General features: G+C 70.3%; 18 protein-coding genes. 7 read left to right on the top strand and 11 right to left on the bottom strand.

The features are described from left to right. Nucleotides 1-38: 38 nt before the first annotated feature. Together ACNI65_RS10385 and ACNI65_RS10390 are read left to right on the top strand one after the other, a co-directional pair. Nucleotides 39-908 carry an SMP-30/gluconolactonase/LRE family protein gene (locus ACNI65_RS10385; protein WP_416762852.1) on the top strand — a complete coding sequence of 290 codons (870 nt, stop codon included), beginning with the start codon at nucleotides 39-41 and terminating at the stop codon, nucleotides 906-908. Nucleotides 909-913: 5 nt separating this feature from the next. Next, a complete protein-coding gene (locus tag ACNI65_RS10390) occupies nucleotides 914-1,978 on the top strand; it encodes an aldose epimerase family protein (RefSeq protein ID WP_416762854.1) in 1,065 nt (354 codons plus the stop codon). On the opposite strand, the gene ACNI65_RS10395 is transcribed toward ACNI65_RS10390, so the two are convergent. The 8 genes from ACNI65_RS10395 to ACNI65_RS10430 form a co-directional block, all read right to left on the bottom strand. Then, nucleotides 1,887-2,426, bottom strand: a complete 540-nt coding sequence (locus tag ACNI65_RS10395) for a PIN domain-containing protein (RefSeq protein ID WP_416762856.1) — start codon at nucleotides 2,424-2,426, stop codon at nucleotides 1,887-1,889. The genes ACNI65_RS10390 and ACNI65_RS10395 overlap by 92 nt on opposite strands. Beyond that, nucleotides 2,426-2,659, bottom strand: a complete 234-nt coding sequence (locus tag ACNI65_RS10400; RefSeq protein ID WP_416762858.1) for an AbrB family transcriptional regulator — start codon at nucleotides 2,657-2,659, stop codon at nucleotides 2,426-2,428. Before ACNI65_RS10400 ends, ACNI65_RS10395 begins: the two co-directional genes overlap by 1 nt. Beyond that, complete coding sequence (locus ACNI65_RS10405) at nucleotides 2,640-2,882, bottom strand: hypothetical protein (protein ID WP_416762860.1); 243 nt, start codon at nucleotides 2,880-2,882, stop codon at nucleotides 2,640-2,642. The genes ACNI65_RS10400 and ACNI65_RS10405 overlap by 20 nt, the downstream gene beginning before the upstream one ends. A 195-nt stretch (nucleotides 2,883-3,077) precedes the next feature. Beyond that, nucleotides 3,078-6,290: an efflux RND transporter permease subunit gene (locus ACNI65_RS10410; protein WP_416762862.1), complete on the bottom strand. Its 3,213-nt coding sequence runs from the start codon at nucleotides 6,288-6,290 to the stop codon at nucleotides 3,078-3,080. Between the two features lie 10 nt (nucleotides 6,291-6,300). After that, nucleotides 6,301-7,578 carry an efflux RND transporter periplasmic adaptor subunit gene (locus tag ACNI65_RS10415; RefSeq protein ID WP_416762864.1) on the bottom strand — a complete coding sequence of 426 codons (1,278 nt, stop codon included), beginning with the start codon at nucleotides 7,576-7,578 and terminating at the stop codon, nucleotides 6,301-6,303. 8 nt (nucleotides 7,579-7,586) lie between these two features. Next, nucleotides 7,587-8,879 (bottom strand): TolC family protein, encoded by a 1,293-nt coding sequence (locus tag ACNI65_RS10420; protein ID WP_416762866.1) that lies wholly within the window; start codon nucleotides 8,877-8,879, stop codon nucleotides 7,587-7,589. A 134-nt stretch (nucleotides 8,880-9,013) separates the two neighbouring features. Then, nucleotides 9,014-9,409, bottom strand: a complete 396-nt coding sequence (locus ACNI65_RS10425) for a hypothetical protein (protein ID WP_416762868.1) — start codon at nucleotides 9,407-9,409, stop codon at nucleotides 9,014-9,016. 77 nt (nucleotides 9,410-9,486) lie between these two features. Then, entirely contained in the window at nucleotides 9,487-10,560 is a 1,074-nt protein-coding gene (locus tag ACNI65_RS10430) for a beta family protein (RefSeq protein ID WP_416762870.1), read from the bottom strand. Nucleotides 10,561-10,865: 305 nt separating this feature from the next. Between ACNI65_RS10430 and ACNI65_RS10435 the strand changes: the two genes are divergently transcribed. Beyond that, a complete protein-coding gene (locus ACNI65_RS10435; RefSeq protein ID WP_416762872.1) occupies nucleotides 10,866-11,927 on the top strand; it encodes an alpha/beta fold hydrolase in 1,062 nt (353 codons plus the stop codon). A 13-nt stretch (nucleotides 11,928-11,940) separates the two neighbouring features. Here ACNI65_RS10435 and ACNI65_RS10440 read toward each other — a convergent pair whose 3' ends face one another. Beyond that, nucleotides 11,941-12,387 (bottom strand): DUF4148 domain-containing protein, encoded by a 447-nt coding sequence (locus ACNI65_RS10440; protein ID WP_416762874.1) that lies wholly within the window; start codon nucleotides 12,385-12,387, stop codon nucleotides 11,941-11,943. Nucleotides 12,388-12,555: 168 nt separating this feature from the next. Here ACNI65_RS10440 and ACNI65_RS10445 point away from each other — a divergent pair, with 168 nt between their 5' ends. Beyond that, nucleotides 12,556-13,929, top strand: a complete 1,374-nt coding sequence (locus ACNI65_RS10445; RefSeq protein WP_416762876.1) for a 3-oxoacyl-ACP reductase — start codon at nucleotides 12,556-12,558, stop codon at nucleotides 13,927-13,929. A gap of 75 nt (nucleotides 13,930-14,004) precedes the next feature. Here ACNI65_RS10445 and ACNI65_RS10450 read toward each other — a convergent pair whose 3' ends face one another. Further along, nucleotides 14,005-14,160: a DUF3309 domain-containing protein gene (locus ACNI65_RS10450; protein ID WP_261760402.1), complete on the bottom strand. Its 156-nt coding sequence runs from the start codon at nucleotides 14,158-14,160 to the stop codon at nucleotides 14,005-14,007. Nucleotides 14,161-14,302: 142 nt separating this feature from the next. After that, entirely contained in the window at nucleotides 14,303-15,193 is an 891-nt protein-coding gene (locus tag ACNI65_RS10455) for a LysR family transcriptional regulator (RefSeq protein WP_416762879.1), read from the bottom strand. A 141-nt stretch (nucleotides 15,194-15,334) separates the two neighbouring features. On the opposite strand from ACNI65_RS10455, the gene ACNI65_RS10460 reads away from it, so the two are divergent. The 3 genes from ACNI65_RS10460 to ACNI65_RS10470 all read left to right on the top strand — a co-directional run bounded on the left by ACNI65_RS10460 (nucleotide 15,335) and on the right by ACNI65_RS10470 (nucleotide 17,904). Next, the gene (locus ACNI65_RS10460) at nucleotides 15,335-16,030 is read left to right on the top strand and encodes a substrate-binding domain-containing protein (protein WP_416762880.1); all 696 of its coding nucleotides are present in this window, start codon (nucleotides 15,335-15,337) and stop codon (nucleotides 16,028-16,030) included. A gap of 34 nt (nucleotides 16,031-16,064) precedes the next feature. Next, nucleotides 16,065-16,748 carry a 4-carboxy-4-hydroxy-2-oxoadipate aldolase/oxaloacetate decarboxylase gene (ligK, locus tag ACNI65_RS10465; RefSeq protein WP_416762882.1) on the top strand — a complete coding sequence of 228 codons (684 nt, stop codon included), beginning with the start codon at nucleotides 16,065-16,067 and terminating at the stop codon, nucleotides 16,746-16,748. A gap of 103 nt (nucleotides 16,749-16,851) precedes the next feature. After that, the gene (locus tag ACNI65_RS10470; protein WP_416762884.1) at nucleotides 16,852-17,904 is read left to right on the top strand and encodes a Bug family tripartite tricarboxylate transporter substrate binding protein; all 1,053 of its coding nucleotides are present in this window, start codon (nucleotides 16,852-16,854) and stop codon (nucleotides 17,902-17,904) included.

Raw genomic sequence — 17,904 nt, forward strand, 5'->3', positions numbered from 1 at the left:
GATACGGATCCGGAGCGGGAACGGGAACGCCTGCGCGCGTGCACGTCGACAGCCGGGACCGGCTTGGCGAATGCGCGCTGTGGTGCGATCGGGAGCAGGCGCTGTACTGGACCGACATCGACAGCCATCGGCTGTTCCGTCGGAGCCATGCCGATGGTGTGATCACGCAGTGGGAGATGCCCGAGCCGCTGGGCAGCTTCGCGTTGTGCGACACGCCGGGACAGCTGGTGCTGGGCCTGGCGTCCGGGGTGGCGATGTTCGACCTGGTCAGCGGCGAGATCGGCCCGTTGACCCCGGTCGAGGCCGAGGAGCCGCGCACGCGCATCAATGACGGCCGCTGCGATCCGCAGGGGCGTTTCGTCTTCGGCATGTTCAATTCGCACGGCGCGGCCGTGGGCGGTTATTACCGCGCCAGCCTCGCGGGCGTCGGCATCGGGCGCGGGCTGGTCGTCGAACGCCTGCCGCTGCCGCCGGGCATCGTGGGCAACTCGCTGAACTTCAGTCCGGATGGCGGGACGCTGTACTACACCGATTCGCCCACGCGCACGATCTGGGCGATGGATTACCGCGCCGATGGGCGGCTCGGCGAGCGCCGCGTGTTCGTGCAACTACCGCTGGACGGCGGCGAGCCTGATGGCGCGGCGGTGGATGCCGAGGGCGGGCTCTGGTCCGCGATCTGGGGCGATGGCGTCGTGCTGCGATTCGACGCGCAGGGACGCGAGACGCTGCGGCTGGCGCTGCCGGCCTCGCAGCCGACCTGCCCCGTGTTTGGCGGGCCGGCGCTGGATCGCCTGTTCGTGACGACCGCGCGCCGGCAGTGCGATCACGAGCCGCTGGCGGGCGCGCTCTTCGAGCTGGATCCGCATGGCCATCGCGGCCGCGCGCCGCACCGGTTCGTGACCCGATGAAGGCGATGAAGCCGATTCAACGACGCGTGTACGGCCAGTTGCCCGACGGTCGGCCGGTCCATGAGTTCACGATGGACAACGGGCGCGGACTGCGCTTGAGCGCGATCACGCTGGGCGGGATCGTCACGCGGCTGGAGGTGCCCGATGCGCGCGGTGAGCTCGCCAACGTGGTGCTGGGCTTGCCGACGCTGGAGGATTACCTGCTGCGCAATCCGCATTTAGGCGTGATCGTCGGGCGTTACGGCAACCGCATCGCGGAGGCGGCCTTTCGGCTGGACGGCGAGCGCCATGCGCTGGTGGCCAACGACGGCTCGAACTGCCTGCATGGCGGGGCGCGCGGTTTCGGCACGCAGCTGTGGCGCGCGGAACCGGAGAGCGACGGCTGCCTGCGGCTCGAGCTCGACAGCCCGGCGGGCGATCAGGGATTCCCGGGGCGGCTGCGGGCGGTGGTGCGGTATCGGATCGAGGAGGACATGGGCTGGACCGTGGAGTACGAGGCCACGACCGATGCGCCCACGGTGGTCAACCTGACGCACCACGACTACTTCAACCTCGCGGGCCGCGGGTCGGTGCTGGGCCACGAGTTGCAGATCGCGGGAAGTCGTTATTGCGAAGTGAACGACGCGCTGATTCCGACGGCGATGGCGACGGTGGTCGACACGCCCTTCGACTTCCGCGAACCGCGCGTGATCGAGTCCCGGCTTCGACAGTGCCATCCGCAGCTGCAGCGCGGCAAAGGATACGACCATCACTGGGTGCTGGATGCGCCCTTCGACGGGCAGTTGCACCTGGCGGCGCGCTTGCGGGATCCCGTCTCAGGCCGCGCGATGGAGGTGCTGACGACGGAGCCTGGCGTGCAGTTCTATTCGGGGAACTTCCTCGATGGCAGCCTGCTCGGCAGCGATGGCGCCTTCTATCGGCAAGGCGATGGGCTCTGCCTGGAGACGCAACACGCGCCGGATTCACCGAACCGCCCCATCAGCAGCGACTGGCCATCGACGGTGCTGCGACCGGGGGAGGTCTATCGGTCGGTGACGGTGCATCGGTTTGCGGGCGTTGGAGCCTCGTGAGATCAAGCTGGTCGGACGACAGAGCGGCGATCACGGGCTGTCCTGCGCCGACCCCGAGCAACTCTGCTGCCGGTAGCGCGGAGGCGCGTCGATCAAACGTGTGCAGAGGACTCCGCGCGGCAGCGGCGGCAATGCGCTCGTGCATGCAATCGGCAAGGTCGGCTTCGCCATACCTGAAAAGCTCGAGTGCATCATCCATCGCTTCTTCCTCGTCGATGAGGAGGTCGTCGGCATCCAGTACTTGCGCCATGGCGTCAAGGACTTTGTCTTTGTCGAACCTGAAGCGGCTGCGAAGGACCCATTCGAACTCCAGGAGCACGGTGACCGGCACGAACAGTTGTTGCCCAGCTTCCCTGTATCGGGATCGCAGACTCGCAACAGCGTGCCACTGCGCCAGATCGTCCCGAACCACGCAACGGATCAGGACATTCGTGTCGACGGCGCCCATCAGCGGAAAGGGTTCATGTCTTCGATCGACACGGTGAGCCCGTCGGGGGGCGTCAGGATTCCATAGAGATCCTCCAGCGTCTTCGTCTTGGCCCGAATATAGAGTCGGCCATCTGGCCGCAGCGCCCACACGAAGCGCGTGCCAGGCTTGGCCTTCAGCGCTTTGAGAATCTCCGGCGGGACCTTCAGGGTGCCGCGCGTGGTGAGAAAGGTGTCATGCAGGTTCTGAAACATCGTCTTCTCCTTGATCATCAATTTCATCATTCCCAGGCGTTGCGTCGGTCGCCGCCTCCAGCGGCTCCGCCCAAGGTGGCAGCTTGCACTTCGCGATCACGCGGATGCTGCCGTCCTTCTGCATCTCCCAGATGAACCGTGTTCCCAGCTTGGCGCCTGTCGCCTCACAGATTTCCTTGGGCACAAGAATCCGGTGGTTCATTTCCATGCGGGTCGTGGGCATGCGGCTCTCCTTGGGGAACGAGCCACCCACTCTAGGCAAGGCGTTCGACGAGAACCATGACTCGCACTTGTCGAGATCGCTTCCCAGCGACTTGGACAAGGCAGCGCACTCCCTTCGATGCGGGGCGCCGTTCGACAACTCGCCGAAACACCCGGCCGTCTCCCGACGCCCGGGTGTCACTTCAAGCGCGACGCCTCAGCGCGCCACGCCGCCTGTCGCGGGAAACTCGCCCGTCGCGAGATCGCCAGGCGCCTTCAGCTCCTCGCCCTCCTCGCCCTCCTCCCGCTCTTCACGTCGATAAGCCCAGCGATACAGCACCGGCAGCACCAGCAGCGTCAGCGCCGTCGACGACAGGATGCCGCCGATCACCACCGTCGCCAGCGGCCGCTGCACCTCCGCGCCCGTGCCCGTGGCCAGCGCCATCGGCACGAAGCCCAGCGACGCCACCAGCGCCGTCATCAGCACCGGCCGCAGCCGCGTGATCGCGCCCTCATGGATCGCCTCGGCCAGCGGCCGGCCCTGCTCCCGCAACTGGCGGATGAACGAGATCATCACCAACCCGTTCAGCACCGCCACGCCGCTCAGCGCGATGAAACCCACCGCGGCCGAGATCGACAACGGAATCCCGCGCATCCATAGCGCCAGCACCCCGCCCGTCAAAGCGAACGGGATGCCCGAGAACACCAGCAGCCCGTCCCGCGCGTTGCCGAACATCGCGAACAGCAGCCCGAAGACCAGCGCCAGCGCCACCGGCACCACGACGCGCAGCCGCTCGCTGGCGGACTGCAGGTTCTCGAACTGCCCGCCCCAGCCCAGCCAGTAGCCCGTGGGCAGCGTGACCTGCGAGGCCACCGCCTGCTGCGCCTCCGCGACGAAAGACCCCAGGTCGCGCCCGCGCACGTTGGCGCTGACGACCACGCGGCGCTTGCCGTCCTCGCGGCTGACCTGGTTGGGTCCCGGCGCCAGCGACAACGTCGCCACCTCCGACAGCGGCAGGAAACGCGCGACGCCATCCGGCCCCTTGGGCAGCGGCACCGGCAGGCGCTCGATCGCGGCCAGGTCGCTGCGCAGCGCCTCGGGCAGCCGCACGACGATCGAGAAGCGCCGATCGCCCTCGAACAGCGTGCCCGCGTGCGCGCCGCCGGTCGCGGTCGCCACCAGCCCCTGCACCTCCTGCAGGTTCAGCCCGTGACGCGCGGCCTTCTCGCGGTCGATGTCCACGGTCAGCATCGGCAACCCGGTGGTCTGCTCGACGTTGACCTCCGCCGCGCCCTCCAGCCCGCCCAGCACCGTCGCGATGCGCGCCGCGGCCGCGTTGAGCTGGTCCATGTCGTCGCCGAAGACCTTCACCGCGACGTCCGAGCGCACGCCCGAGATCAGCTCGTTGAAGCGCAGCTGGATCGGCTGCGAGAACTCGTAGTTCTGCCCCGGCAGCGTCGCCAGTTCCTCCTGCACCGCGGCGATCAGCGCATCGCGCGTGCGCCGCGGCTCGGGCCACTGGTCCTGCGGCTTGAGCATCACGTAGGCATCGGAGATGTTGGGCGGCATCGGGTCGGCGGCGATCTCCGCCGTGCCGGTGCGCGAGAACACGCGCTCGATCTCGGGGAACTTCTGCTTGAGCCGCGTCTCCAGCTGCTGCTGCATCGCCACCGACTGCGACAGGCTGGTGCCCGGCAGCCGCAGCGCCTGCACCGCGAAGTCGCCCTCGTTGAGGCTGGGCACGAACTCGCTGCCCAGGCGCGTCGCGAGCAGCGTCGACAACACCACCGCGACCACCGCGCCGGTCAGCACCACCGGCCGCGCGGCCATCACGCGGGCCAGCATCGGCTCGTAGGCGCGATGTGCCCAGCCCATCAGGCGGCTTTCCTTCTCCTGCACCTTGTCGCCGATGAACAGCGCCACGGCGGCCGGCACGAAGGTGATGGACAGGATCATCGCGCCCAGCAGCGCCATCACCACGGTGACGGCCATCGGGTGGAACATGCGCCCCTCCACGCCCGTGAGCGCGAAGATCGGCAGGTACACCACCATGATGATCAGCTGCCCGAACAGCAGCGGCCGGCGAGCTTCCTGCGCCGCGGCGAAGACCTCGTGGAAACGCTCCGCGCGCGTGAGCGGACGCCCCAGCCGCGACTGCGCATGCGCCAAGCGTCGTACACAGTTCTCGACGATCACGACCGCGCCGTCCACGATGATCCCGAAGTCCAGCGCGCCCAGACTCATCAGGTTGGCGCTGACCTTCTGGCTGACCATGCCGCTGAAGGTGAACAGCATGGACAGCGGGATCACCATCGCCGTGAGCACCGCCGCGCGCAGGTTGCCCAGGAACAGGAACAGCACCGCGATGACCAGCACCGCGCCCTCGATCAGGTTCTTCCTGACCGTGGCGATGGCCTTGTCCACCAGCACCGTGCGGTCGTAGACGGTGACCACGTGCACGCCTTTGGGCAGCGTCGTGGCGATGTCCTTCATCTTGCGGTCCACCGCCTGCGCCACGCTGCGGCTGTTCTCGCCGATCAGCATGAAGACGGTGCCCAGCACCACCTCCCGGCCGTTGTCGGTGGCCGCGCCGCTGCGCAGCTCCTTGCCGATGCCGACCTGCGCGACATCGCGCACCCGCACCGGCACACCGCCCTCGCTGCGCAGCACGACGTTGCCGATGTCGGTGAGGTCCCGCAACTGGCCCGGCGCACGGATCAGGTACTGCTCGCCGCGGCGCTCGATGTAGCCGGCGCCGACATTGGCGTTGTTGCGCTCCAGCGCCTGCACGACCTCCGCGAGCGTCAGCCCGTACGAGGACAACCGGCCCGGATCGGGCGCGATCTCGTACTCCTTGGCGTGGCCGCCGATCGTGTTGACCTCGGTCACGCCGGGCACGTTGCGCAGTTGCGGCTTGACGACCCAGTCCTGCAGCTCGCGCAGGTCGATCGGCGTGTAGGGCGTGCCGTCGGGCTTGCGCGCGCCCTCCTCGGCCTCGATCGTCCACTGGTAGATCTCGCCCAGCCCGGTGGACACCGGCCCCATCGCCGGCGTCAGCCCGTCGGGCAGGTGCTCGCGCGCGGCCTGCAGCCGCTCGTTGACAAGCTGCCGGGCGAAGTGGATGTCGGTGCCGTCGCGGAAGATCACCGTGACCTGCGACAGCCCGTAGCGCGACAGCGAGCGCGTCTGCTTCAGCCCGGGCAGCCCGGCCATCGCCGTCTCGACCGGGAAGGTCACGCGCTGCTCGGTCTCCAGCGGCGAGTAGCCCGGCGCGCCGGTGTTGATCTGGACCTGCACGTTGGTGATGTCGGGCACGGCGTCGATGGGCAGCTTCTGATAGCTGAAGACACCCAGCGCGGCCATGGCGAGCACCGCCACCAGCACCAGCCATCGATGCTCGATGGCGAATCGGATGATGCGTTCAAACATGGCGGCTCCGTCAGTGCGCGTGGGTCGCGGCACCCTTGCCGGCCTCGGACTTGATGACGAAGGCGTTGGCCGCGGCGTAGCGCGTGCCCGGCTTCAGCCCGTCCACGATCTCGATCCGGCGGCCGTCGCCGCGGCCAGTCTTCACCGGCTGCGCGGCGAATCCCTGGTCGGTGCGGACGAACACGACCTGCCGGTCCTCGAAGACCTGCACCGCGTCGGCCGCCACCGTGATCGGCACCGGCGTCTCGCCCGTGACGAGGTCGACGTTGACGAACAGCCCCGGACGCCACGCGCCATCGGGATTGGTCATCGCGATGCGGGCCTGCGCCGTGCGGCTCTGCGCGCCGATCAGCGGACCGACGTAGGTCACGCTGCCCGACGCGGCCTGCTCGAAGGCCGTGGCGCGGACCACCGCGCGCTCGCCCACGCGGATCTTGGCCAGGTCGCCCGCGGGCACGTCGATGCGGGCCCACACGGTGCGCAGGTCCGACAGCACGAAGACGCTGGCGTCCTCCTTGACCTGCTCGCCCCGCGTGAGGTGCTTCTCGACGACGACGCCGTCGAACGGGGCGCGCAGCTCGAAGCGGTTGAGCGCGCCGCCGCGCGGCGTGGCGCCCACGGCCTGCAGCTTCTGGCGCGCGTTGGCCACGGCGATCTCGGCCTCGCGCAGCGCCTGTTCGGCGATGTCGACGTCCTGGCGCGGCGAGATCTTCTCCTCCCAGAGCTTGCGTTCGCGCTCGAAGGTCGTGCGCGCGAGCTGTTCGCGCTTGAGCGCGGCGAGCAGCTCGCTGCGCTGGTCCGACACCTGCGCGCTGGCGATCACGGCGAGCAGGTCGCCCTTGCGCACGGTCTGACCGAGCGTGACGGGCACCGCCTCGACGACGCCGCTGACGCGCGGCACGACATGCGCGGTGCGGTCCTCGTTGAAGCCGATCTCGCCCGGCAGTCGCGTGGTGGTGCGGATGGTGGCCGGACCGGCCGTGTCGAGCGTGATCGCCGCGGACTCGATCTGTGCCTCGGTCATCGCGATGGGCTCGGCGTCAGGGGCCTTGGCCTCTGCCTTCGGCTTCTCGTCACCATGGCCGTGGTCGTCATGGCTGCTCTCCTCGCCATGCTCGGCGTGCTCGGCATGACCGCCCTTGGCCGAAGAGGCCGGACCGGCCGCGAGGATGGCAGCGCCACCGGTCACGCCCAGCGCGATCAGCACCGCGATCGCGATCAATTGGCGACGGGGCAGTCCGAAGGCGCGCTTCGTCTCGCCGCCCTGCTTGTCTTGGTTGAAGTTCATCGTTGTTCTCACGGTTGCTGGGCGGGCGCGCCAAGGCGGCGCTCAAGGTCGGCATGGGCGCGGTGGGCCTTGGCCAGCGCATCCAGCAGTTGCGTGCGGGCCTGCAGCCAGGTCCGCTGCGCGTCGAGCACGTCCAGGAAGCCGAACTTGCCGAGCTCGAAACCCCGCGTGGCCGCGACATGCGCTTCCTGCGCGCCGGGCAGCACCTCGCGGCTCAGCGTCTGGACCTCGTCCACGCGTGCGGCCAGTTCGTCGGCCGCGCCCAGCACCTCGGCGCGCAGGCGCGCGGACTCCGCCTCGGCCAGCTGCTCCGCGGCCTGGCGGCGCTTGAGGGCCTCGCGCTGCGCGCCCTGGTTGCGATCGAACAGCGGGATCGGCAGCGACACGCCGATGACCGCCTGGCTGCGGCCGATCTCCTGCGCGCGCTTGGCGCCGAGGCTGACCGTCACGTCCGGGATGCGGCGCGAGCGCTCCAGCTCATAGGCGGCCTGCGCGCGCTCGACCTCCAGGCGCGCGCGGCGCAGCGCCGGCGCGTCGGCCAGGCGACGAGCGATCTGCGCCTCGTCCGGCAGGGCCGGCAGCGCGGACGCGCGCCCATCAAGCGAGCCGATCAGGGCCTCGTCGAGCCCGGTGGCCAGGGCCAGCGCGTGACGCGCGACGAGCTGGTCCGACGTCGCCTGACGCAGCTCGATGCGCGCGCCGGACGCGGCGACGCGGGCGCGGGTCTCGTCGATGGGCGAGAGCTTGCCCGCGGCCACGCGGCGTGCGGTGGCGTCGGCCCCGCTGCCGGCGATGCGCAGCGACTCCTGCACCGCCGTGACGCGCTCCTGCGCGATCAAGGCGTTGAAGAACGCCGACACGACGTCGGCGCGCAACTCTGCGCGAACGGTGTCGAGGTCCGCCTGCGCCAGGTCGCGGCCTCGCTGGGCGAGCGCGGTGCGGGCGGCGCGCTGGCCGCCGATCTCCAGCGGCTGGCTCAGCATCACGGTGATCGTGCGGGTCTCGCGGCGGGTGTCCTCCTGCTCGAGCCCGAGCGAGGGGTTGGGCGGCAGCGCCGCCTGCTGCACCGCGCCGTCAGCGGCCTCGACCTCGTAGGTCGCGGCCCGCAGGCGGGGATGCGAGGCCATCGCGCGCGCCAGCGCCGCGTCGAGCGTGAGCGGCGGCGCGGTCACGGAGGCCGATGAAGGGGCGGCCGATGAAGGGACGGACGCGTCAGCGGCCGGCTGCGCCGCGCCAGCGGCGTTCTGCATGGAAAGGGAAATCAGTGCCGCGCTGGACAGCGGCACCAGGAACTTGCGCATCGGAGACTCCGGCGTTGCGCCCGCCGCCGCGTGGGCGGCCGGGCAGGAAGGGGGATCAACGGGGAATCGGCGAGCGCCGCGCGCGCCGGCGCTCGGCCGGGGCGTGAGGGATCAGGGAGGCAGGCGCCCGCCGCTCAGGCGGCGCGCCAGTTGGGGCGTTCGCGGCGGTCCGGGCCGCGCGAGGTCCAGGCGTCCGTGGCGGAGCCCGTGTCGGCCGGACTGGTCACGGCCGGCAGCACCAGCGGCGTGCTGGCCACCGGCTGGGTGTGGCCCAGGTGGCAGAAGCCGCAGTCGTCGTCGACGCAGGTCAGCGCCTTGTCCGTTGCGGATTCAACGCCCTTGGGCTCGACGGCCTTCACCTTCAGATCGGGCGAGGCGTGACCGGTCGGATCTGCCTCATGCCGATGCTGGTGATGGCCGACATGGCTGGCGGCGGGATCGGCTTCATGCGCGCAATAGGTCGCGGCCACCGCCCAGCTCAGCTGGAGCGGCAGCAGGATCAGCAGGAAGACGGTGAGCCAGCGGCGCATGGGGCGCGAGTATAGGCAGGGCCGGATGCCCTTCCCCGCCGTCCGGCTTCGTCAGGCCCTCGCCGCCCCGGAGGTTTTCACGAAGTCGCCATGGACGCGAGCCGCCATTCCGCCAGCAACTCGTCGAGCTGCGTGGCCAGGTGCAGGTTCACCCGCACCGCCGTCCACGCTTCCCGTCCGCGCGTGTACACGCGGCCGTTGGACGCCTCCAGGATCTCGTGCTCGCCCCAGAGACCGCGCTCGCCGAACGACGGCGCCGCGGCCACGATCGCCTCGGCGGCCTCGCGGTTGGCCTCATGCGAGGAGATCCGGCGGCGGCGCTCGAAGCGCCACTCGCCCTGCCAGGGATAGTCGATGCGCACCAGTCCCTCGGGCAGCTCCACGCCGGGCTCGCTGGGCACGTGGATGGCGCCATGATCGCCGTAGCCGACGATCGCGACGCCGCCCAGGCGCCGATGCAGCTCACGTTCCAGGATGGCGAGCCGGCCCGAGCGCGGCTGATCGCCGCCGGGGGGCTTGCCCAGCCAGTCCGCCGTGTTGGGGAAGCTGTTGCCCATCGCCACCAGCCGCAGCCCCGGCCAGCGCTGCGGCCAGCGGGCGAGCAGGTCCCGCCCCGTGCCCGCGCAGCCCAGCAGCCAGTCGCGCTCGGTGCCGAAGTCCAGCACGACGACCGCGCGGCCCGGATGGTCCAGCGCGTCCAGCGCCTGCTCGACCACCGCCGTCGACGGGGCCGCGCCCCGGAGCCGGAACACCACGAGTCCCACGTCGCGCTCGATGCACACCGCCTGCTGCGCCACCGTGCGCGCGCCGGCGCTGTCGGTCAGCTGGACGACCGGGATCGCGCCGCGATGCCCCTGGACGAACTCGCGCCAGGCGCGGAAGCCCTGGATCGGGTTGCTCAACCTGCGCCAGGCCGACCCGTGCTCAACCGGTGCCCGGCCCAGATCCAGCAGGTGCGGCAAGGCTTGCATCACCTCGCCGGCCTGCTGCGCCGCGCGACGGAAGTCCAGCGTGTCGGGCTTGCGCGCGGGCGGCGTCAGCGTGATCAGCGGCAGCATCCGGCGCTTGCGGGCCTTGTCCAGCTCCCGCAGCGCGCGCAGCTCCGCGGGCGCCGTGCGCAGCGATGGCCAATACACGATGTCTTCCAGCATTCCCTCTTCCATCACGGTCTCCCGAGGCTCGCGCCTCTCGATGCAGGCGCGGCGTGCGCCCGGACCGCTCAGGCTAGGAAGGCGCGCCGGGGAAAGCGAGGGGTCCGATTGATGGATGTCAGAGAACGCATCAGCGACACCGCAGCAACAGCAGCAACAGCAGCGGCTTTGTATGGCCGTGTATCTCTCGCGGAAGGGGCGACAGCGCCATGCAAAGCGGCCTGCAGCCTGACAAGGCGTCGATACATCGCGGGCGTCCACTGCGGACATCGCCACCACATCGCGCCCCGCGGGGCCTCCTCGACATGAACGACGACCGTGATCTCCCGACCGATGCGCTGCCTCGGCGCAAGTTCCTGATCGGCGCCGCGGCGGCCTCGCTCGCGGCCGGGCTGATGCCCGCCGGTGTGTTCGCCGCGACCCGTGAGGCTGCTGGGTCGGACTCGTCCTCCCTGCCGGTGATCGCGCCGAGCTTCGGCACGCTCAAGCACATCGACGCGGGCGACCTGCGCGTGGGCTACGTGGAGGCCGGCCCGGCGGACGGTCCGCCGGTGCTGCTGCTGCACGGCTGGCCCTATGACGTGCACACCTATGAGCAGGTGACGCCGATGCTCGCGGCGGCCGGATATCGGGTGATCGTGCCGTATGCGCGCGGTTACGGCAGCACGCGGTTCCTGTCCGGGCAGACGCCACGCAATGGGCAGCAAGGCGCGCTGGCGCGCGACGCGATCGCATTGCTTGACGCGCTGCGCATCCCCAAGGCGCTGGTGGGCGGCTGCGACTGGGGCGCCCGCACCGCGGGCATCCTGGCCGCGCTGTGGCCGGAACGATGCCAGGCGCTGGTCGCCGTCAGCGGCTACCTGCTGGTGAGCCGCCAGGCCAACGCGTCGCCGCTGCCGCCGGCGGCCGAGCTCCAGTGGTGGTACCAGTACTACTTCGCCACCGAGCGCGGCCGGCTCGGCTACGAGAAGTACCGCGCGGAGTTCTCCAAGCTGATCTGGCAGCTGGCCTCACCGCAATGGCGCTTCGACGACGCGACCTTCGCGCGCAGCGCGGCCGCGTTCGACAACCCCGATCACGTCGCGATCGTCGTCCACAACTACCGGTGGCGGCTGGGACTGGCCGACGGTGAATCGCGCTTCGACGCCGTCGAGGAGCGGATCGGCGCGCAGCCCGACATCACCATTCCGGCGATCACGCTGGAAGGCGATGCGAACGGCGCGCCGCACCCGCCGGCCGCGGCCTACCGGCGCAAGTTCGTGGGCAGGTACGCCCACCGTGAATTGGCCGGCGGCATCGGGCACAACCTGCCGCAAGAGGCACCGCAGGCCTTCGCGCAGGCGATCCTGGACGTGGCGCGGTTCTGAGCCGCGCCGCCGGTCAGCGATGCAGGGAACGCGCCGGATCCATTTCCGGCGCATAGCCCTGCTCGCTCCACATGCGGTCCAGCGAGCCATCGGCACGGGCTTGCTGCAGCTCGTCGATGACCTGCTCGCGGGTCTTGCCGCCCGCGGCCGGCGCCGCGAACTGCACCTGCGTGCTGGTGTCGGCGGACATGCCCACCGTCACGTCGGCGTCGGCCTGGTGGTTGGAGTACCGCACGTCCATGCCTCGGGCCTCATCGAAGTCCGGGGCGTAGCTGTGCTCGCCCTGCAGACGGTCCAAGGAGCCGTCCATCCGGGCCTGCTCCAGCTCGGCGATGACCTGATCGCGGGACTTCGGCCCGGAGACGATTTCCTCTTCCACCTGCGCGAACGCCGGCACGGTCATCGCCGCGGCGATGGCGGCGAGGCCCAGAGGCAGGGTGATCTTGTGGATGTGTCGCATCTTGAACTCCTTCGAGTGAAACGGATGTGGGTTCTCCCGGCAAATCGGCGTCCCGGCGTGGTCGATATCTGAACGTCGCGCTGGCGGCTCGACTGCGCCGATCGGCGCTGCCCCTACACTCCGCGCGCCGTCTCCCCGGCACCTTCCTGCCGCTACCTGCGCCGCGCCATGACCGATCGCCTGCTCTCCTTCGTCCAACACCCGCTGGGCCGCCGTGTGGCGCGCACGCTGGGACTGCCGCAGCCCGTCGAGCTGCGCCGGCGCCAGGACGCGTGGAGCGCGAAGGAGCTGAGCGGCCTCGCGGTGCTCGCGATCGCGCCGGGCAGCGCCTCGCCGATGCCGTCGCTGCTGGCGGCGATCGTGGCGCTGGGCGCGGCGGAGACCGGCTCGGGCCCCGTGCACACGCTGGTCATCGACGCCACCGGCTGTCGCGACATCCCGGCACTGCATGCGCTGTTCGAGCAGACGCAGCTCGCGTTGACGCGGCTGACCTCAGGCGGCCGCGTGCTGGCGCTGACCACCGACGGCACGGCGGACGCGGCCCAGGCCGCGTGCCAGCAGGCCGTGCAGGGTTTCATCCGCGCGCTGGCCAAGGAGATCGGGCGGCGCGGCGCGACCGCCAACGCGCTCGTGCTGCAGGCCGGCGCGGCTGCGGCGTCGGCCGAGTCGCTGGCCGGCGCCTTGCGTTTCTTCGGCACGGACCGCTCGGGCTATGTCTCGGGGCAGGTGTTGGCGTGGCGGGGGCATGCGCGCGAGCTCGCTTCGGACGCTTCCGCGCATGAAGCGCATGAAGCGCATGAAGCGCCGGAATCGACGTCAACGCCCGTGGCGCTGGTGACGGGCGCGGCTGGCGGCATCGGCGCGGCGACGGCGAGGCGTCTCGCCTTGGATGGGTTCCGCGTGCTGTGCGTCGACGTGCCGGCGGCGCGTCAGCCCTTGGAAGCGCTCGCCCGGGACATTGGCGGCTCGTTCCTGGCAGCGGACCTGACCGCTCCGGGCGCGGTCGATGAGTTGATCGACGCCCTTCGGCGCCTCGGCGGGGTGGACGTGCTCGTGCACAACGCCGGCATCACGCGGGACCGCACGCTGGCGCGCATGTCGGCGGCGGAGTGGGATGGCGTGATGGCGGTGAATCTGGCGGCGATCCTGGCGATCGACGCGCGGCTGGACGCGGCCGATCTGCTGAAAGCGGGCGCGCGCGAGATCTGCCTGTCCTCGATCAGCGGCATCGCGGGGAATGCGGGTCAGACGAACTACAGCGCGTCGAAGGCGGCGTTGATCGGCTATGTCGCCGCACGAGCTGCGACGCTGGAGGCGCGCGGCGGGACGGTCAACGCGGTCGCGCCCGGCTTCATCGAGACGGCGATGACGCGCCGCATGCCGCTGATGGTCCGCGAGGCTGGACGGCGGCTGAATGCGCTCAAGCAGGGCGGCACGCCGCAGGACGTCGCCGAGGCGATCGCGTACCTGGCCACGCCCGAGTCGCAGGGCCTGACGGGTCAGGTCTTGCGGGTGTGCGGGCAGTCGTTGCTGGGCGCCTGAAATAGGCACCTGAACGAGAGAGGCAGACCCGTAGGCCGGGGCCGTCGGCCCACGGCCTTCAGCGGGTGAGGGTCGTCAGATGTATCCCATCAGCAGCAGGATGACGAGGATCAGCACGACGAGGCCCAGACCGCCGCTGGGGTAGTAGCCCCAGCTGCGGCTGTGCGGCCAGGACGGCAGCGCGCCGATCAACAGCAGGATGAGGACGACGAGCAGGATGGTGCTGATCATTCGGGGTCTCCGGTTCTTGTGAATCGAGCCCGCGCGGACGGACGTCGCATCGCGGGAGGCATGAGTTCGTCAGGGCAACTGTTGTGCCCGTCCTGTGCACGTCATGCGGGCTGACCTAAGCCCGCGGCTCCGCCTCCTCGCCCTACTTCATCCCCTCCCCCACCATCTTCATGAGCACCGCCGCGGTTCTCTGCATCAACGGCGTCGCGCGCTTGCTGGTCGGCGTCACCAGGCACAGCGTGCTCTGGATGTCCGCCCGCGCGAACGGCGTGGTCGACAGACGTTCCGGGCGTTCATAGATCCGCAGCGCGTCCTCGCCTAGCGCCGCATGGCCGATCCCGGCCGCCACGCAGTCCAGGATCGCCGGCACGCTCGCGACTTCCCACCGCACGTCCAGCTGCACGCCCGCCATCGCCGCGGCCTGCTCCATCAGCGCCCGGAAGATGTGCCCCCTCTGCGGCATCACCAGCGGATACCGCGACAGCTGCGACAAGGTCGGCGGCCTCGCCGGTGCCTGGTCCTTGGGCGACACCAGGCACAGCCGCTCCCGGCGCAGCGGCAGGATCTCCAGCGCCGGCAGCGGCTCGGGGTTGTAGACCAGCGCCAGGTCCGTGCGCCCCGTCAGCAGCCACTCGGTCAGGTGCACCGAGAAGCCCTCCATGATCGTCAGCCGCGCCTGCGGCATCTCCGCCTGGAACGCCCGGATCAGCGCCAGCGTGTGCAGCCGCGCCAGCGTCGGCGGCATCGCGATCGTGATCTGCCCCACCGGCTCGCTGCGCCGCGAGCGCAAGTCATCCTTGGCATGGCTGACCAGGTTCAGGATGTCCTGCCCGTGCTGCAGCAGACGCCGCCCCGCCTCGGTCAAGGCCACCCCGCGCCCGTTGCGCAGCAGCAGCGTCTCGTGCAGCTCCGTCTCCAGCGCCCGCACCTGGCGGCTCAGCGCGGGCTGCGCCACCCCCAGCACCATCGCGGCCTTGCTGAAGCTGCCGTGCTCGGCGACATGGACGAAGGTCTCCAGTTGGGTCAGGTTCATGCCGCGCATGCTCTCACGAACCGGCATGGCTCGACCATCCGTGCCATGCCCGATCGGAATATCAGCTAGTGGAAGCTAGAACTGGATCGTCTGGCCGGACCGGACCAGAATCCGCCGCAATCCGACAGACCTCGTCCACCCGTGATCGCTCCCCTCGCCGGCATTTCCTCGATGGCCACCCGCGCGCTGCTGGCGGAGCTGTCCGCCGCCTACACCGCGGTCCACGGTCTGGAAACGCGCTTCGAGTCCGTCGGCGGCGTTGACGCCGCCCGACGCGTCGAGGCCGGCGAGCCCTTCGACCTCGTGGTCCTGGCCGACGACGCGATGCAGCGGTTGCTCGCCGCTGGCCATCTGCGTGCCGGTTCGTTGCGTCCCATCGCCGATTCGCCGATGGTCATCGCCGCACCTCAGGATGCGCCTCACCCGTCCGTGGACACCGCCGACGCGCTGCGCGAGGCGCTGACTTCGGCCCGCGCCATCGGCTACTCCACCGGCCCCAGCGGCCAGGCGCTGCTGAAACTGCTCGGCGACTGGGGGCTGCGCGAGACGCTCGCCGACCGACTCCGGCAATCGCCGGCCGGCGTGCCCGTGGCCCGCATGCTCGCCCAGGGCGATGTCGACCTCGGCTTCCAGCAGCGCAGCGAGCTGCAGGGCCACGACGGTGTCGCCGTCCTCGGTCCGATGCCGCCGGGGCTGGAGATCGTCACCCGTTTCACCGCCGGCGTGGCCGCGCGTTGCGCCGAACCCGCCACCGCGCAACAGGTCGCGGACGACTTCGCTTCCCCTCGCCACGACGCGCTGCGTCGCCGGCTCGGGCTCTCATCGCCCGCGGCCTGAGCCTTCCTCCACTCGATCTCCACAGGAATCCGCCATGTACGAACTCGGCGTCGTCTACCGCAACATCACCCGCGCCGACCGCACTGCCGCCGACGCGCTCGGCCACTTCGGCGCCGCGACCGTGCACGAGGCGCTGGGCCGCGTGGGCCTGCTCCAGCCCTACATGCGCCCGATCCAGTCGGGCGTGGCGGTCTCGGGCACAGCCGTGACCGTGCTGCTGCAGCCCGGCGACAACTGGATGCTCCACGTCGCCGCCGAGCAGATCCAGGACGGCGACATCGTCGTCGCAGGCGTCACGGCGGCGTGCTCCGATGGCTACTTCGGAGACCTGCTCGCCACCTCGTTCAAGGCCCGCGGCGCCCGCGCGCTGATCATCGACGCCGGCGTGCGCGACGTCCGCACCCTCAACGAGATGCCCTTCCCGGTCTGGAGCAAGTGCATCTCCGCCAAGGGCACGATCAAGGCCACGCCGGGCTCGGTGAACATCCCGCTGGTGTGCGCCGGCGCGCTCGTGCATCCGGGCGATGTGATCGTCGCCGATGACGACGGGATCGTCTGCGTGCCCGCCGCGATGGCGACGCGCACCCTGGACGCCGCCGCCGCCCGCGAGGCCAACGAGGGTGCCAAGCGCGAGCAGTTCGCCGCCGGCGTGCTCGGCCTGGACCTGTACAAGATGCGCGAGCCGCTGGCCAAGGCCGGGCTGCGCTACATCGATTGATTCCCGCCGATGTCCTGAAGTACCTCCGCAGCAGTTCCCATCCACCCGAGCGGGCCGCCTTGCAGAGCCTGCCGATGACAAGAGATTCCTGGAGACAACAACGATGACGCATTCGACCTACTGCCACCGCCGCTGGCCCTCACCCCTGCCCTCTCCCGCAAGCGGGCGAGGGAGTTGGACTGCCCTCGTCGCCGCGCTGGGCGTCGCAGGCAGCCTGCTGTCGGGTGCCGTGAGGGCGCAAGGCGCGCCTACCGACTGGCCGACCAAGCCGGTGCGCATCATCACGCCGTTCCCGGCTGGCGCCGGTCCGGAGACCGTGGCGCGCGTCGTCGCCGAGAAGCTCTCCAAGAAGTGGGGCAAGCCGGTCATCGTCGAGAACAAACCCGGCGCCAACGGCTTCATCGCGATCGACGCGTTCAAGCGTGGCGCCACCGACGGCCATGACCTGATCCAGCTCGACAACGTCCACCTCGTCGTCTATCCGCATCTGTTCAAGAAGCTGCCCTACGACCCGGTCAAGGACTTCGATCCGATCGCGCCGCTGTTCAAGACCTACTTCTTCGTCGGCGTGCCCGCCAACAGCAAGTACAAGACCGTCGGCGACATCGTGGCCGACGCCAAGGCCCGTCCCAACGCGCTGAACTACGGCTCGTGGTCGGTGGGCAATCCGGTGCACCTGGGCTCGGCGCAGCTGGAGGCGATGACGCACACGCAGATGACGCACGTCGTCTACAAGGAAACGACGATGCTCTACACCGCCGTGGCCAACGGCGAGCTGAACTTCGCGCTCGGCTCGATGGCCACCGCCGGCCCGCTGCAGCGCGCGGGCAAGATCCGGTTCATCGCCGTGACCGGACCCAAGCGCCATCCCGCCTTCCCCGACCTGCCCACCGTCAGCGAGTCTGGCGGCCCGGCGGGTTACGAGGTCACCGGCTGGACCACGATCGCCGCGCCGCGCGGGCTGCCCAAGGCCGTGCAGGAACGCATCCAGCGCGACATCGAGGCCGCCCTGGCCGAGCCCGACATCCGCGAGCGCTACGCCACCTTCGGCTACGACGTCTTCCCGACGACGAAGGAGCAGTACGCGGCCTTCATCGCCAGCGAGTCCGCCAAGTACGCCGAGCTGATCAAGCGGCTCAACATCTCGCTGGACTGA

The sequence above is a fragment of the Roseateles sp. So40a genome, from assembly GCF_048081605.1.
GTDB lineage: Bacteria > Pseudomonadota > Gammaproteobacteria > Burkholderiales > Burkholderiaceae_C > Roseateles.